17 protein-coding genes are annotated in these 15,713 nt (G+C 41.9%); all 17 read right to left on the bottom strand.

What is annotated here, in order from left to right:
• Positions 1-6 precede the first annotated feature (6 nt).
• Positions 7-1,263 (bottom strand): restriction endonuclease, encoded by a 1,257-nt coding sequence (locus tag RU93_RS12385; RefSeq protein WP_425429258.1) that lies wholly within the window; start codon positions 1,261-1,263, stop codon positions 7-9.
• A 163-nt stretch (positions 1,264-1,426) separates the two neighbouring features.
• Positions 1,427-2,029: a DUF4230 domain-containing protein gene (locus RU93_RS00345; protein WP_071873628.1), complete on the bottom strand. Its 603-nt coding sequence runs from the start codon at positions 2,027-2,029 to the stop codon at positions 1,427-1,429.
• 132 nt (positions 2,030-2,161) lie between these two features.
• A complete protein-coding gene (locus RU93_RS00340; protein ID WP_071873627.1) occupies positions 2,162-2,917 on the bottom strand; it encodes a DNA/RNA non-specific endonuclease in 756 nt (251 codons plus the stop codon).
• Between the two features lie 217 nt (positions 2,918-3,134).
• Complete coding sequence (locus RU93_RS00335) at positions 3,135-3,587, bottom strand: hypothetical protein (RefSeq protein ID WP_071873626.1); 453 nt, start codon at positions 3,585-3,587, stop codon at positions 3,135-3,137.
• A 99-nt stretch (positions 3,588-3,686) separates the two neighbouring features.
• Positions 3,687-4,907, bottom strand: a complete 1,221-nt coding sequence (locus RU93_RS00330; RefSeq protein WP_071873625.1) for a CCA tRNA nucleotidyltransferase — start codon at positions 4,905-4,907, stop codon at positions 3,687-3,689.
• A gap of 4 nt (positions 4,908-4,911) precedes the next feature.
• Positions 4,912-5,235, bottom strand: coding sequence for a nucleotide pyrophosphohydrolase (locus RU93_RS00325; protein WP_071873867.1), 324 nt, complete (start codon positions 5,233-5,235; stop codon positions 4,912-4,914).
• Between the two features lie 130 nt (positions 5,236-5,365).
• Positions 5,366-5,920, bottom strand: a complete 555-nt coding sequence (locus RU93_RS00320; protein ID WP_071873624.1) for a YpiB family protein — start codon at positions 5,918-5,920, stop codon at positions 5,366-5,368.
• 9 nt (positions 5,921-5,929) lie between these two features.
• Complete coding sequence (locus RU93_RS00315; protein ID WP_071873623.1) at positions 5,930-7,189, bottom strand: tetratricopeptide repeat protein; 1,260 nt, start codon at positions 7,187-7,189, stop codon at positions 5,930-5,932.
• A gap of 13 nt (positions 7,190-7,202) precedes the next feature.
• On the bottom strand, positions 7,203-8,243 hold the full coding sequence (locus tag RU93_RS00310; RefSeq protein WP_071873622.1) for a hypothetical protein: 1,041 nt from the start codon (positions 8,241-8,243) through the stop codon (positions 7,203-7,205).
• A 210-nt stretch (positions 8,244-8,453) separates the two neighbouring features.
• Complete coding sequence (locus RU93_RS00305) at positions 8,454-9,005, bottom strand: hypothetical protein (protein ID WP_071873621.1); 552 nt, start codon at positions 9,003-9,005, stop codon at positions 8,454-8,456.
• On the bottom strand, positions 9,002-9,538 hold the full coding sequence (locus RU93_RS00300; protein WP_071873620.1) for a hypothetical protein: 537 nt from the start codon (positions 9,536-9,538) through the stop codon (positions 9,002-9,004). Before RU93_RS00300 ends, RU93_RS00305 begins: the two co-directional genes overlap by 4 nt.
• Before the next feature lie 6 nt (positions 9,539-9,544).
• Positions 9,545-10,534, bottom strand: coding sequence for a type IV pilus biogenesis protein PilM (gene pilM / locus RU93_RS00295; RefSeq protein ID WP_071873619.1), 990 nt, complete (start codon positions 10,532-10,534; stop codon positions 9,545-9,547).
• Positions 10,535-10,565: 31 nt separating this feature from the next.
• A complete protein-coding gene (locus tag RU93_RS00290) occupies positions 10,566-11,309 on the bottom strand; it encodes a prepilin peptidase (RefSeq protein ID WP_071873618.1) in 744 nt (247 codons plus the stop codon).
• Positions 11,310-11,373: 64 nt separating this feature from the next.
• Positions 11,374-11,727, bottom strand: a complete 354-nt coding sequence (locus tag RU93_RS00285; protein WP_071873617.1) for a prepilin-type N-terminal cleavage/methylation domain-containing protein — start codon at positions 11,725-11,727, stop codon at positions 11,374-11,376.
• A 90-nt stretch (positions 11,728-11,817) separates the two neighbouring features.
• Positions 11,818-13,023 carry a type II secretion system F family protein gene (locus RU93_RS00280; RefSeq protein ID WP_071873616.1) on the bottom strand — a complete coding sequence of 402 codons (1,206 nt, stop codon included), beginning with the start codon at positions 13,021-13,023 and terminating at the stop codon, positions 11,818-11,820.
• Positions 13,024-13,052: 29 nt separating this feature from the next.
• Entirely contained in the window at positions 13,053-14,066 is a 1,014-nt protein-coding gene (locus tag RU93_RS00275) for a type IV pilus twitching motility protein PilT (RefSeq protein ID WP_071873615.1), read from the bottom strand.
• Between the two features lie 14 nt (positions 14,067-14,080).
• A complete protein-coding gene (locus RU93_RS00270; protein WP_071873614.1) occupies positions 14,081-15,706 on the bottom strand; it encodes a GspE/PulE family protein in 1,626 nt (541 codons plus the stop codon).
• Positions 15,707-15,713 lie beyond the last annotated feature (7 nt).

Here is a 15,713-nt window from a genome sequence, read left to right as displayed (position 1 = left end):
CCTGTTTTATTTCAAATATAGATTACCCACGAATCTCCGCTTCATCAGAAACCTGCTTAAATTTAATATCTGTATCAACTGCTTTAAAGTGTTTCTCACCAGCCAGAATCTTAGCCCGTTCATGAGGACGTAACTGTTCAAAGCTTGTATCACCTTTCGTTTCAACGATGAAGTATAGGTGTTGCTCATCATCTTCTTCATACAGCAAGGCCCAAGCGGTGTGCGAATCTTGAACCAATCTGGCAGCTTAATGTAGAACTTAACATTGTCATCCATTTCAGCCTTACGAGCAAAATCCTTTTCAATGCTCGAATCAGTTACAACATAGTCATAAACAGTCTTTTGTTTACTTTCATCAACTTTAACCGAATTCCCTTTTTCACCGAGGTAAGCATTCAAGGTTTCAGTGCTAAACAGCGTCTGTTCATATTCATCATTTGTACGAGTATATTCAATACCATTCACAATCAATTGATTCTTGATTGCGTTGATAATCTTCGCAGCCTGATTCATATATGACAATGGATTGTTCTTAAAACTATCCAGATTGTTGACTGACTGCAAAATTGCGACGATTGTCTTGCGAGTCAAACTTGTTTCATTTTGCAAGAAAGTAATGATATCTGGCAATTTGTATGCACCACTCGTTGTTGCACGAACACTGCTTTCGCTAGATTCATCAGCCTTCACACCGGCTTGACTCATCTCAACCATCCCCTTCTTGTAAAGGTAGGTCCCCTTGCGAGTCTGGATGGAATCAACTCCGTCAAATGATTCATTTCCTTTTGCAGCAAATTCGATTAATTTGTTTGAATCAAAATGAATCTTATAAGTCGTCTTGTATTTGATTTTGTTCCAAAGTTCTAAAAAGTCATCTGCTAAGGCTTCTTTTACAACCTTGACTTCGACTTTATCCTTGGCATCTTTGATATCAAGACTCTTAACTTTAGATTTAGCAACAACCAAGATCTGTGGCACAACATCAATAAATTCTTCCGGTACTTCAATTTCCTGATCAGTAATCGCTTGTTTCAACTTATCGGTTGCTCGCCCGGATGAATTAATAAATTCTTCCTGTTTGAGGTAGTTGAACAATTGCTCAGATTTTTCTTTGCCAAGAATTTCCATTTCTTCCGTAACTTCATCGTAATGCGTAATAATCGTCGCAAAGCTATCTTTATTAAATACACCAAAGATAACACCATCTTCTTCGTATTCTTTTTGAAGACCTTCAGCAAAATCCTTATAGCTTTCATTTGCCATAACAGTCAGCGTGTTAACAGCAAATCCAGGGACACGTTCACCATCTTTACTCCCTGACTCTTTACATAATCCATTTCTTAGCCTGTTACACTTGAGGCAAAAAGACGTTGAACATGTTCATTGCCATTATCAATTATTTTAGATAATCACCGATCAATCATCCTCATAAAAAAACGCAGTTGACTTCAATACCTTGGGTCTGATACATCGCATTTAATATTTTTCCAATATTCTCTTGCGCAATTTCAATGAATTCTTCTTTGCCAAGAATTTCTTCTTCTATATTTTCCATCACTTTTTTCTGGATGTTTAATCCCTTCATGTTATCATCTTGAATCCAGACAGAGTTTTTGGCTACGTAGTACTCAAAATCCAAACTATAATCGGAATCTTTCATTAATAATTTCACACCTGGTGCTGGCATCGTAATTTCTAGTATTTTGTTCTCTTCGTCGTAGGTATTGGTCGCTTGTGCAAGATCATAGAAAATTTGAGCTTTGAAGTGAAAGACATACAACGATCGTTCTTTTCCGACGGTCAATCCAAATACTCGATGACTCTCTTCTTCATTTAAAATCTTATCGTAATAAATACTGGCGACATCCAGTTCCCCAATTTTTTCGACATTATAGCTCCCAGCTGAAGTCGTGATTTTTGATTTGGCATCAACATAATAAAGTGTACTAAAAAATATCACTCCTGCAAATACAACGAGTCCGACTATCGACAGAATCAATTTCGTCTTCTTTTTCATATTCTTTTTCACATCCGCTCCTCCTTTTCTTTAACCCCTATTATTCTTAAGGTAATTTTAACATATCCGACCTTAAATGACATCGGTCTCCCAAAATTCTTCCTATAAAAAAAGAAGCAACCCAAAGGCGCTTCTTCGTATAGACTATTCTTTTGTCGCCTGTCCTGTCACATAATCAATCGTATAGCCTTCTTGTACGTTATACAAAAAGACGTTGAAGGAAATATCGTTGTCTTCGATGCTCTGGGCTTCCATTTGGACACCACGCGCGACAAGTTCATTGTCTTTGAAATATGGCGTGATGCGATAACGAACGTGATGATTGGTTGTTTTGAGATAGGCCGCGACTTCTTGCTCGTATTTTTTCATCAGCACTTGGTTCATGTACTGGGTACCGGTCATGAGATTCTGCCAGTTATCGTTTTCCCCGGTGAATTGGTAGCCGATGAGGTGCGAGCGATTGTAGAGCATCTCGCCGGAAGTCATTTTCTTTTGTTTCCAACCAGTCGGATAGACGTTCGAAATATTGCCACGTTCTTCAGTCGGCATAAAATCGCGATGCAACATGGCATTGGCCTGGCCAACACGGTTTAAGGTGTCTAGATTCGTGAAGGTTTGCCAATAGCCTTCTTCTAGTGACAGTTCGGCTTGGGTAAACGTTGGTTGATTGTCGTTAATGAATAGGACTGCATTTTCCCCATCAAATGGTGGGACGTTTGACAGTTCTTCCGTTAAGATTGATTGGCCTGGTGTTTCTTGAAAGATATCCCCAATCGTTTCTAAACGATCTGGATCAAATTTACTAAGATCGATTTGGCCGGCTGTTGCGGTAAAAATGAGTAAGGCAACGAGACCAAATAAGAATCCTTTATTTTTTTTACTGAGTTTATTCTTTTTCATTTAAATTATTCTACTTTCTATATTTGCGTTCAGGCGTTCAAAAAAGAAAAAGCCACCCCTCGTAGCGCCTATCTGATGCCTCGCTTTAAAAGGCGATGATCCTCTTTTTTGCTTCAAACCAAAACGTTGAGGCAAAGCAAAAGAATCGCGACTCTTAGCGTTTCACAAGATAGGAGCTTGAACGATGGATAGCCCCTTAATGGTTTAGACGGATTGCTTAAAAGAATTCACCGTATACGTCATCGACTGTTTGTTTAGGATCGATTACGATATAAAGGCTCTTCGTTTTTTCACTGACACGAGTAGATTGGTATTCATTGTCTAATCCTTCAGTTGTTTTATCTTTGTATGGGAAGTAAACCAAATCAGGTGTGCCTGTTTGATAAATGATTTCCATGCGTTCGATATCTTCATATTTTAACGCACGTGAAAACATTCCTAGCTCTAAGCCGCCAAGGTTGATATCGTGTGTTTTAACATGATCGCCTTCTGCATAAATTTCAATTTTGAATCCTTCACAAGGATGAATTTCAACGAATTCGCTTCCTTTGATTCGTCCGAAGCTTGTTGTGATTTGTTTGATCCATAAATCACCAATGTAACGACGGTCAATTGTCCATGTTTCGCCATTACGGAATAAAATTTTTAAAGCTTTCATTTCTCTTGCCATATTGAACGCTCCTCACTGATTTTGTTTATTAAATGTTTACATCTCTAGTTTAACATAACAATCTTTAAGCGTAAACTCGATAACCGTTTAATTCTTTTTTCACAAAGAAACAAGGTGTGACTGCGTCTCTTGCAAGAATTCTAATAGGGCAGCTTGTTCGTTTGCGACCTCCTGATTAATAACAGCTGTTTTGCATGCAAGTAAGGCTTCTTTCAACCAGATGCCGCCTTTTTTGTTGAAGGTTTCCATCAAAATCGTCCCGTTCACAGCCAAATCGGTTAAGGCTTTGATCGGTAATGCATCATACGCGGCGATGAAGTGCGGTGCTTGATTTTCCAAGCCATAGTACGGCAAAAGACTTTCCACAATCGCAATCGTTTCGACTTGTAATTCGTACAATAACATTTGCGTATAAGCTTGCGTTTTGCGCCACTGCAGTCCTTTAAACGCTTGTTGGACACTACGGATAAGCTGATTAGAGCATTTCCAGCCTTTTAAGAAAGAACGAATGGCGTCTGATGGTAAGCCTAATTGGTCAATCAATAAGGTCCACGCTTGAATCTCATTTGTTAACGGCATGCTTGGCAGTTCCGCAAAGCGTTGTAACCCAGCTTTGTGCTCGGCTAATCCAGGACAATAGTGGTAACAATTTGTTTCAACGAGCATTTCGACCCCTAGACGACGGTTTTTGCCTAAAAGTAATTTTACGAACTCGACGGTGATTCGTTCCACTGAAATCTTAGCCAGTAACGCATGATTTTCGATAATCGAGGCTTTCGTCTTTTCTTCTAACGTAAATCCTAGTTGGCTGACAAAACGTAAGCCACGCATCATCCGCAACGCATCTTCATGGAAACGTTCGTAAGGATTCCCGACTGCTCGTAAAACCTGATTGTCTAAATCGTTTAGCCCACCAAATAAATCAACGATGGCACCATCTTCTTTTAAAGCAAAGGCATTGATCGTAAAATCACGGCGCTGCAAATCTTCTTCTAAGGAGCGCACGAACGCAACCTGATCGGGTCTGCGAAAATCTTGATACGTCGATTCTGTTCGAAACGTCGTGATTTCATAACTTTCGTCGCCGTCTAAGACTAGTACCGTCCCGTGTTCAATCCCGATATCAATCGTCCGAGGGAAAATTTGTTTAATCTCAGCTGGAAAGGCACTCGTCGCAATATCAACGTCATGAATGGGTTGACCAAGGAGCACATCCCGCACACTTCCGCCAACGAAGTATCCTTCAAATCCCGCTTCTTCGATTTTTTTAAGCAGAGGAAGTGCTTTTTGATATTCTAATGGTAATTGAGTTAATTTCAAATTGTCACTCCTCATCTTTCGTGCGGCCATCGATTCGTTCAAAACGGTAGTGATCGCGACGCTGAAATTTCGTCATATTTTGTTCAAAGACCGACGTCAAATCAATCTCTAAGGCATTGGCCATAATGATTGTATTAATCAAGACGTCCCCTAGTTCTTCCGCGACACTATTGGGCGCTTCTGTCGCTTTTTTTTGTTTTTCGCCGTACGTATGGTTGACCTCGCGTGCCAACTCCCCGACTTCTTCGGTGATACGAGCCATTAAGGCTAAGGGCGAAAAATACCCGGCTTTAAATTGTTGGATATAATCATCGACTTCTTGTTGCATCGCAGCCAACGTTTGTTGTTCTTCTTGCACTTTCCTCACCTCATTTTCTATAGTATCAAAAGAAGCCTCCCTTGCCTAGAAAAAGTCGATTGCTTAAGCCATTTTCAGCAAAAAGAAAAAGCAACCGTCATTAGGTCGCTTCTTCTTTTTGCCGTAGTAACTCTTTGACTTTCTTCGTTAAGTCATGAAATTGGAGTTGATCGGCTTTTTCAAGTGATTCGTCGATTTGTTGATACAGCCCTTGAAGCTCGTTCTCAATTTCCATTTGATGGAAGAAACGATCGACACGTTCCACAACCGTTGGGTCCATGGAATCATTCCATTTGTGGTACGGATTGTCTTCTAAAACGGCTAAGTATAATTCGTTATTCCACGATTCAGGGAAGATACACTCTAAATAGAGTGGTTTTTGCCAGTTAAAGCGAATTTCATGAAAAATTTGATCACTATCTTGGTATTGTCGCTCGCCTAAAAATAAGGTAATCGATTGGTCAGAAACGGAAGAACTCTTGATTGAGATTCCACGAGGCGTACTTTGTGCTGATTCCACAAAATGCACTTGTTTTAAAATCGTCTCATGCAAGACTAAATAGTTTAAAATCCAGGACACTTCACGACGGGTAAAAAACTCATGTGTAATCAACCACGTTAAAAAACGCTTTTTATCTTGAATATCGATTGCCATCCTTAACGCCTACCTTTCTAGTAAGTCTTCTAAAATGGAGAGAGCTTCTAAATCCCCTGGTTCAAATTGAAGATATGTGGTTAAAATTGTTTTGGCTTCGCGTAAACGGCCTTCTTCTCGTAAAAACAAGCCATATTCTTTTAAGAATTCCGCGTCTTCACTTAATAAATCACTCGCTTCGTCGTAGTATTTTGCAGCAAGATGATAATCTTCTAAATGATAATGGGCTTGTGCTAAGTTCCATAACGCATACGGATGATCCGGATTTTCTAAGCCTTCAATCACTTCGATTGCTTCTTCGTACATTTCTTCATTCAGATACAAGTTACTTAAGATCAGCCGTGTTTCATCTTCTTTTTCGCCGGTTTCAAGGGCGTCAATTAAGAAACGTTCCGCTTTCTCACTATCGTGCAGGCGGTAACTATTTTCAGAGGCAAAGTGATAAAATTCCACTTGATAAGGATTTTGGGCAATTCCTGCTTCAATCACTTCTTGCGCTTCTTCAATGCGTTCTTCTTTTTGCAACGCTTCGGCTAAGTATAAATAAACACCTTGGTATTGTGGATCGAGTTGACGAATCGTTTCGAGCAATGGAATTGCTTTTTCATTTTCGTCGATTTGCAAGTAGACGAATGCTAGTTGGAATAAAGAATCCGGTGTCTCTTTTTCTTGAATGGCCGACTCTAAATACGGTATCGCTGCTTCAAACTGCCCTTGCATACTCAGTAACGCGCCAATACGTTCAATCATTGAAATACCGAGCACTTCTGGAATTTTCGCATCGAGTAACGCTTGATAATAGCCGTGCGCTTCGCCATATTGTTGGTTCGAAAAATACAATTCTGCAAAGGCAAAATCAATCATTGGCTCGTCAGGAAGAAGGGTCTTCGCTTCTTGTAATTTTGCTTCACTGACTTCAGGAATCCCTAAGATTTGATACAAATCCGCGGTTACCAGTAGCGACTGCGGATAATAAGGGTTGTCTTTGTCAATTTTTTCTAACTGTTCAAAAGCTTCTTCGATTTCGTTATTTTCTATCGCGATTTCCGCTAACGGGATCAAGAAAGCCGCCGCTTCTTCGGGTAATCGTTTGATTAACGTCTCATAGACACTGGTTGCTTCTTCCAAAAAGCCAATCGAGAGTAAGACTTCCCCAAGCTCAATCAGCGTCTCGGAATCATCTGTTTTGATTGCTTCGTTCAATTCAATTTGCGCTTGAACCAAATCTTCGTTTTGGATAGCGGCCATCATTTGTTCACTGTGTGTCATCTTTCATAGCTCCTTATAGTTGTTCACATATTTTTTGATAGTTTTCAAACGCTTCGATTAAGCGCTGTTGCGTCACGACTTTTGCCTCTCCTCGTTGCCCAACTTTGCGTAACGTGAGGAGCGTCCCTGCTTCTCCGACTAATGTTAGCACGTTCTCCAAATATTCCGCCATCGAAATTTGCGTCGGGAATTGAATGGGAAAGCCTAAATGTTGGAGCCAGATGAGAAAATTATCGCAGCGAAAGTCCCAAGATTCTTCTACGGCATTCCAGAAAAAATGCATCAAAAACCCTAAAAAACGTTTCATGTTTTCGGAAAGAAAATGGCCATTGGTCGTGAGATAGAAGGCTTCTTCAAAGACGCGACCGTAGGATTCGATTTCCTCGGAAGCTTCTTGATAATAATCGGTCAGTTCTTCGATTAACGCCGTAAAATTGGTGACTTGCAGTTGTTTTTGATTCGGATATTCTTTAAACAACCGCTGCAGTAACGGATAATCACAGACAACAGCCGTCCGAATGAAAACTTGTAAATCAATCAACCGTCCATCTTTTTGTGGCGAGAGCATCGTTTGATCAAGGAAAATATTTTCGGGTAAATTGAGTTGCTTTAAAATCGCCAAACTCGGTTGCCGGCAAATCGTGCGCGCCGCAACGAGTGCTTGGGCGTAACTTTGAAAAGACACGGGAATCACCCAAAACGTACTCTTCAACAAACTCACTTTTTGTAAAAAACCAGTTAATTCGACGACACCGACGTTTCCGATGGCAATGATTAAATACTCTTTTTGAGTCGAAAAACGGTCTAAATAATCTAATAATCCCATCCATTCATCCAAGGTATTAGCATACAGTTGATTGCGACAAATGTACCAATCGACCGTCGTTTCAGCAAAGACGCCTTGAATTTTCTCGAAAAAGTGATCATAATAGCGCTGATTGGTGATGACAATCACCGCCTTGTCCTGATACATTGCCGGTTGGATACTACTGGTCAAAATCTCACCATACGTAATCGTTGTCGCAAGTCCTGCTTGTTGATAGGTCATCTGCATCTTATCACCACCTCGAATCTTGATTGAAAGTCGAACAATCCTTTCGTCGTTCTTTCTCTTCTTAATGATTATAACATAGCGCCTTTCAGAGACCAAAACATGTGCGAGCATTTTATGTTGGGTTCATAGAAAAAAACGCAATCCTATCAGCTTGGATTGCGTTTTTGGTTCAAGCATTGTCTCAGACCACTTCATGTTAGATGGTGACGACTATTTTACCGCTCGTTCGTTGTGATAAAAGACTTCAAAGGCAAAACTGCCGCTATAGTCTGTCTCACCAGCTTTGGTAAACGTAAAGTTTGTGACATTCCAAATTCGTTCAAACGTGCGCACGCCTTCAAGCAATGCTTGCATGTTTCCAGGTTGGGCACTCGTCATTTCGACTTGGTATCGGCTCTTGAAGTAATTGCCATCGATTTCGTCGACAGGCAATGCCGCTTCGACGCGTGAAACACTTGAAATCGTCACGTTTTCCACCGTCGCCAATGCTTCTAAGCGCAACAACTCCGCATTAATTTGTTCCCCTTCTGGTAAGAACTGTTGGGTTTCTTCATACAAACTCTGATAGGTCGCCAGTTCCGTTTCGTCTGGTGGGTAAGTCGCTAACAAGTCTTTTTGCTTGTCGACCACTTGACTCACTTGTTGGGCTTGTTCTCGGACGTCGGTTAAGAAAAAATAATTGCCGTAAAATGCCACTAGCACCAACAGTGACGTTAGGCCAAATACAAGAATAACTGCGAGGCGATTCCATTTTAACATCATGGCTGCACCTCCGCTTTCAGTTGTGCTTCATTTAATTCGACACTGATTTCTGCTTCAAAGGTACTCTCTTCTGCACGGTCAAGACGGATGAAGTTCGTATTCGTCACAAAATCCAAAGCCTGCAAGCGCGTAATGGTCGTTGAAACGTCATCAACCGCTACGTCTTCGAGGACAATCGTCGCTTGTTTGACACCGTCTAGCGTAAACGTGGTAATCCCTTGATTGTCATCCGGCAATTGCGCGATCAAATCACTCGCCACTTGCGCGATCGGAATCTGCAAGGCTTGAAACAGCGGATAATTGGCCGTCAATTGGTCCGTCAAGCGATCGTATTCTTCCATTTGCCGTGAGACACGAATGGCCTCGGCTTCTTGGACGAGCCACTCGCGGTTTGAACGGGCTTGACTGACATAGACATTATACGAAACGGTAAGGTACCCCGCCAATAAGAGTAGCAGTGTCAGAAAAATCCCGACAATGAGGTGGGGCAAGTAATTCGTTTGTTTTTTTTCAAAAAAATTGATTTCAAACATCGGCTCTTACGCCCCTTTCCTTTTTTTCTTTTTGCGAGTGGGTGCTTTCTTTTCTTTCATCGTCAAACCATACAAAGTTAAATACGGCTCTTCAAGCGATTCTACTGGTGAAAAGCGATGGATTGGAAGCGAAAAGCGTTCGTTCAGTCGCTGTTCGACCTGTTCTAAGTGCGGAAAGGTTCCGGTTAGGTAAATCTCTGTAATCCCTGCTTCCCCATTCATCACAGAGTAACGATAAAAGTCCATAAACCGTTCCAAACTATCGATCCGGATCTCCGTTGCATTCGCCACCGTCTCGGTTTCACCGGTCCAGATAAAACGTCCTTCATGGTCGATATCCCACAATTCTGTCAGACGCGAAGCCTTCGAGTAACGAATGAATTTCGGGCGATGTTCATGAAAAACCGTCATAATATTGTGCGTCGGATGCCACTGTAACACCATGCGATGCGATGTTTCATCAAGCTCCGATGCTTGTTGGTGTAACAAAATACGATACAAGCACAACGATGATAAATCCGCAACTTGCGGCGTTAAGCCAACATTTTCAAGCAATTCTTGATACTGATGAATAACCTCACTTGAATACATTAATAACAAAATCGTCTGCGTCGCCTCACCTGGCTCCAAAACTTCAAAATGAAAACTCGTTTGTTTAAATGGTGAGCGAATCAATTGGCTCATATGTAAAGCGAGGTAATCTTTGACTTCTGATTCGGTTAGTTGTCCCGGAACTTGTTCTTCACGCACGATCACAAAGTCTTCGGGTAAAACAACCGACGTCTTCGCCCCGCGCCACTTCCGTTCATTCATCAAAATCTTCAGCCGACTTTCGACTAACGATAGATTGGTGATTTTCCCCTCCGTGACGATTTGAGCATCAAAAATTAGCACGTCTTTTTCAATGATTTGCTGCGACGAAGGATCAACCGCTAGATAGCGAATCATTTTTTCCCCAAATTCAATATAAATATGTGGTTTTTTTCTTAATCTCATGGTTCACCTCCGATAGTTCTCTCTAGTGCTTTTATAAAAAATAAGATAGGTACCACTGAATGATCGCCTCACCGTAATAAAACACGGTAAACGCCGCTAAACCAATCGAGGGCGCAAACGGAATCTTCGTTTTTCTGCCTGTTTTTTTGACTTGTAACACGATCACACCAATCAGTGCCCCGTATAACGTCGCCAAGAAAAAGAGCAACAAAAATGCGAGCGGACCAAATGCAAATCCCAGTAAGGTAAAGTATTTGACATCTCCTAGCCCCATGCCACCTTTTGACAACACGACAATCAGCATCAGCAAGCCAAACGCGACAATCGCCCCAAGCAGTGCATCGCCAAGTGCATCAAGGCGTAACACGAAAAATATTGGACTAAAAAAGAGCAAGATTGCATTCGGAATTTTGCGATACGCGATATCAGAAACCGTGATCGGCATGACCAAACTGATTAGCACCAAGCCAAACAGCAACTCGCGACTCCAACCATAGCGATAAAAGGTATACGCTGCCAAAATTCCTGTCGCAAGCTCCATCGTCGGATAAATCAGCGAGATCGACTCGCCGCACTTGCGACACTTGCCGCGTTGCAAGACATACGACACCACCGGAATCAATTCCGACCACGTCAACGTCCGCTGACACGTGTCACAATAAGACCGATTTTGCGCAAACAACGTCTTTTGCGGTACCCGCAAGCCAACGACATTAAAAAACGAACCAAACACTAACCCATAAATAAAAAAAATCAAGATGATTGATAATGCCATACGCACACTCCTATGCAAGAAGAAAGACCCCAGATGGAGTCTTTCAGGGTATTAGTTGGATGGGTTATTCGTCTTTGGGAACGGCGTCATATTTTAGATTATTTCCATCTTTTGTTATTGTTACAGTGTATTCTTTATCTGGTGCTTTTTCTAAATATCCGTCCTGTACTAACTTTTCAGATGTTATTTTTCCACCTTCAGGTATAGTATTTCCATTATCAAGAACATACATTTGAGCTGCGTCTTCAACTAATTCTTGTTGACGCAACCCTGTGTTATTTTCGGCGTTAGTAATAATATTCCCAATCGCTGGAATGGCAATCGCTAAAATAATCCCCAAAATCACAATTACACCTAGTAGCTCCACCAATGTAAAGCCGTCTTCTTTGTTCCAAATCTTTTTCAGTTTATTTCTCATTTCTATTTCCTTCTTTCTTCTATTTTTTTTAGATTTTCACTCGCTGCAATGGTTATTGTCGCGAAATTATCTACTTCAAGTTGGGTGGTGCTATTGAATTTGTTCGAACAAGCCGAACATTGGAATGACAATCGATAATACAATGAATCCTACGATAACCGATAAAAAGACGATCAGTAGGGGTTCGATTAACGATTGTAACTTTTCAGAAGCTTCTTCAACTTCTTGTTCATAGATATCCGATGCTTTTTTCAGCATCTCATCTAAGGATCCACTTGCTTCGCCGACTTTAATCATTTGAATAATCAAATTCGGGAAAAACCAGTGCGCTTCCATCGGTTTGGCGAGCGACTCGCCTTGTTCAACGTCTTTTTTAGCGGCGAGCAAGACTTCTTCGACGACCCGATTGTCGACGACTTGACTCGTTACGTCAAGTGCTTGCAAGATGGGCACCGAACTATTGAGTAAGGAACTCAAGGTTTGGGTCATCCGTGCTAAGATCGTTTTTTGCAGAAACATCCCAATAATCGGGATTTTCAGCTGTAAGTAATCAAAAGAATACGCCATTTTATCACGCTGACTTAAATAGCGCAGTACAAAGATGATTGCTAACAAAAACACGAGAATCAGCACCCAATATTTTTGAAACCATTGACTGAGTCCAAGCACCATTTGCGTAATTGCCGGCAATTCCGAGCCAAAGGAGGCAAACATTTCACCAAAGATTGGCACGATAAAAATCAGTAAAAAGGCGGTGATGACTAAGGCTAGGACCCCCACGACGATTGGGTACGTCATCGCTGTCGTGACTTTTTGTTTATTGCGGTATTGTTTTTCGTAGTAGTTGGCCATTTGCTCTAAGACTTCTTCTAAGCGACCACTGACTTCGGCGGATTGAATCATTTGGATGAGTAAATTCGGGAATACTGCCGGATGTTTACTCATGGAAACCGAAAGCGGTGAGCCTTCTTGCACTTCTGTCGATAAATCCTCTAAAATCGCTTTAAGCCGAGGATTCGTCGTTTGTTCCGCTAACAAGTCGAGCGACTCCACTAGTAAAATACCGGCACTAATCAGTGTCGCAAATTGCCGCAAGAAAATAATGAAGTCTTTTGGTTTTAAGCCGGAGCGTAAATTAATTTCGGTATTCAAAAAACTATTCAACGGCTCGACTTCAAAGACAATCAAATCCATCATGCCAAGCTCCGCTAAAGCTTCTTTTTTACTCATTGCTTCGATTTTACCGCGCGTGACTTTTCCTTCTTCGGTCTTCGCTTTATAAGCAAATACGGCCAATGCAAGCCCCCCTTTCTCAACTTTTTGCTTTATTCATACGCGAGACGACTGATTTTTTCTTCCAGTATCAAGCGTTGAATGCTCATTTCCATCGTATGCATCCCTTGACTCGCAGACGTTTGCAAGACATTTTTAATCTGATGCATTTTTTCATTGCGAATCAAATTTTTGACCGCACTATTGTTAATCAACATTTCAGTCGCTGCCACCCGTCCCTTTTCGTGAATCGTCGGCAATAAGCGTTGCGACAAAATCCCGAGCAAGACGTTGGCCAACATCATGCGAATTTGATTGCGTTGCTCCGGTGGGAAAACGTCAATCATCCGCTCAATACTACCCGCTGCATCCGACGTGTGTAACGTTCCGAGCACGAGATGCCCTGTTTCAGAAGCGGTAATCGCCGTCGAAATCGTCTCCCAATCGCGTAACTCACCGACTAAAATGACATCTGGGTCTTGCCTCAGACTGGCACGCAAGCCGTTTTTAAAGGAGAGCGTGTCAAAGCCGACTTCGCGTTGTTCGATAATCGATTGTTTATGTGTATGCAAGTATTCAATCGGATCTTCTAGCGTAATAATGTGGCGGTTCATCGTTTGGTTCATATAATCAAGCAAAGCCGCAAGCGTTGTTGACTTTCCGCTTCCAGTTGGTCCCGTGACTAAAAATAAGCCGTGGGGTTTTTCCATCAACGATTTCGTAATTTCTGGAATGCCCAAACTTTCGACACTGGGAATCTTCGTCGTAATAATCCGAAAGGCCAAGGACAACGAATTGCGTTGATAAAACACATTCACTCGAAACCGAGAGATCCCTGAAATCCCATACGAAAAATCTAGTTCGCGATTTTTCTCAAGTGTCTCCCACATTGCTGGCGTTAAAACTTCTTTCACGTAGGCTTTCGTGGTTTCAAACGTTAAAACTTCGCTTTTTTGTGGTAACAGCACACCGTCAATTCGATAAATTGGTGGCGCCCCTGTTACGAGGTGAACATCGGAAGCCTTTTGGTGATAGGCTTCCGTTAATATCTCATCTAATAATCGCATGCTATCCCTCTACCTTATTCATCCGCAGCCGCTACTCGAAGAACTTCTTCCAGTGTCGTTTTGCCTGCTTTGACTTTAATTAAGCCGTCATCAATCAAAAAGCGTGTGCCTTTTTGTCGAATATGCGCTTTTAATTCTTGAATCGTTGCTTTATTCATCATCAGTTGTTTCAATTCTTCATTCATGACAATCAACTCGTGAATCGCCATGCGCCCACGGTACCCCGTTTGACGACAAGCATCGCACCCTTTGCCATAGGTGATGTGTTCAATCGTTTGATGACGTCGTTCAAAAATATCTTTTTCCACTAAGGTTGCCGGTCGCGTTGTCGCACAGTCCTTGCAGACTTTTTTGACCAAGCGTTGCGCCATCACACCACTTAAGGAAGAGACAATCAAATACGACTCGACACCCATGTCTAATAGACGCGGAACGGCTTCAATTGCACTATTCGTATGGAGCGTACTAAAGACTAAGTGACCCGTCAAGGCCGCCCGCACGCTGTTTTCCGCGGTTTCGCGGTCACGGATTTCGCCGACCATAATAATATTCGGGTCTTGACGCAAAATCGAACGTAAGCCCGCCGCAAAGGTTAAGCCAATCGGACTATTCACTTGGACTTGGTTAATTCCTTCCAGTTGATACTCAACCGGATCTTCAATTGTAATAATATTACTATCGACGGTATTTAATTCATTGATCGACCCATAAAGCGTCGAAGTTTTCCCCGAGCCTGTCGGACCCGTTAATAAAATTAAGCCTGAAGGTTGCTTAATTAGTGCTTGGTAATCCTTCAATGTATCCTCTTCTAAGCCAATATCGGACACTTTATTAAAAACATTCGAGCGATCCAAAATCCGAATCACGACTTTTTCGCCATGCACCGTCGGCAAAGTCGAAACCCGTAAATTGACTTTTTTGCCTAAGATATTCGTACTAATCCGCCCATCTTGCGGCAAACGAGATTCCGTCACGTTCACGCCCGCCATGATCTTAATCCGGGCCACTAACGAATTCATCAGCAACTTCGGCAACGGCCGCTCACTACGAAGCACCCCGTCAATCCGGTAACGCACTAACACGTGATGTTCCGTTTGATCCAGATGGATATCGGACGCCTTTAGTGAGACCCCGGTTTCCAGTAACTGATTGAAGACTTTCACCGCTGGGGCATCTTCCCCCTCAATGTATTCAATCGAAACCTCTTCCGAATCATAGAGCCGGTTAATCGTCTGTAATAAGTCATCGCGCGTCGCAATCACCGGGATTACCACATAACCCGTCGAGAATTCTAACTCTTCAATCGCATAAAAGTCAAGCGGATCGTTCATCGCCACAATCAGATGCGAATCTTCCTTTTTGATTGGGAGTAGTAACTTGCTACGAGCGAAATCTTTTTGAATTAAATTCGTTAACGAAATATCAATCGGATACTGATACAAGGAGACACTATCCAATTTCAATTGGATTTCTAAGACATCCAGCAATTGCTTTTCGGTAATAAACCCTTGTTCCACCAACGCATCGCCTAATTTTTGATCCCGTTTCTTTTGTGCCAGCACGTCCTGAATTTGGACTTCTGTCACTAGACCCGCTTCTTTTAATAAATCTCCGAGTTTTTTCTTTCCTGTCGGTTCCATGTATTCA

Origin of the sequence: Enterococcus aquimarinus (assembly GCF_001885765.1) — a bacterium.
Taxonomy (GTDB): domain Bacteria; phylum Bacillota; class Bacilli; order Lactobacillales; family Enterococcaceae; genus Enterococcus_I; species Enterococcus_I aquimarinus.
This window is presented reverse-complemented; position numbering and strand designations above follow the sequence as displayed.

Excerpts from the sequence above, each read along its gene's own strand:
- RU93_RS12385 (WP_425429258.1), bottom strand. The coding sequence starts at position 1,263 with ATGGCAAATGAAAGCTATAAGGATTTTGCTGAAGGTCTTCAAAAAGAA.
- pilM (WP_071873619.1), bottom strand. The coding sequence starts at position 10,534 with ATGAGATTAAGAAAAAAACCACATATTTATATTGAATTTGGGGAAAAA.
- RU93_RS00335 (WP_071873626.1), bottom strand. The coding sequence starts at position 3,587 with ATGGCAAGAGAAATGAAAGCTTTAAAAATTTTATTCCGTAATGGCGAA.
- RU93_RS00285 (WP_071873617.1), bottom strand. The coding sequence starts at position 11,727 with ATGAGAAATAAACTGAAAAAGATTTGGAACAAAGAAGACGGCTTTACA.
- RU93_RS00290 (WP_071873618.1), bottom strand. The coding sequence starts at position 11,309 with ATGGCATTATCAATCATCTTGATTTTTTTTATTTATGGGTTAGTGTTT.
- RU93_RS00270 (WP_071873614.1), bottom strand. The coding sequence starts at position 15,706 with ATGGAACCGACAGGAAAGAAAAAACTCGGAGATTTATTAAAAGAAGCG.
- RU93_RS00305 (WP_071873621.1), bottom strand. The coding sequence starts at position 9,005 with ATGATGTTAAAATGGAATCGCCTCGCAGTTATTCTTGTATTTGGCCTA.
- RU93_RS00315 (WP_071873623.1), bottom strand. The coding sequence starts at position 7,189 with ATGACACACAGTGAACAAATGATGGCCGCTATCCAAAACGAAGATTTG.
- RU93_RS00320 (WP_071873624.1), bottom strand. The coding sequence starts at position 5,920 with ATGGCAATCGATATTCAAGATAAAAAGCGTTTTTTAACGTGGTTGATT.
- RU93_RS00340 (WP_071873627.1), bottom strand. The coding sequence starts at position 2,917 with ATGAAAAAGAATAAACTCAGTAAAAAAAATAAAGGATTCTTATTTGGT.
- RU93_RS00275 (WP_071873615.1), bottom strand. The coding sequence starts at position 14,066 with ATGCGATTATTAGATGAGATATTAACGGAAGCCTATCACCAAAAGGCT.
- RU93_RS00325 (WP_071873867.1), bottom strand. The coding sequence starts at position 5,235 with ATGCAACAAGAAGTCGATGATTATATCCAACAATTTAAAGCCGGGTAT.
- RU93_RS00300 (WP_071873620.1), bottom strand. The coding sequence starts at position 9,538 with ATGTTTGAAATCAATTTTTTTGAAAAAAAACAAACGAATTACTTGCCC.
- RU93_RS00310 (WP_071873622.1), bottom strand. The coding sequence starts at position 8,243 with ATGCAGATGACCTATCAACAAGCAGGACTTGCGACAACGATTACGTAT.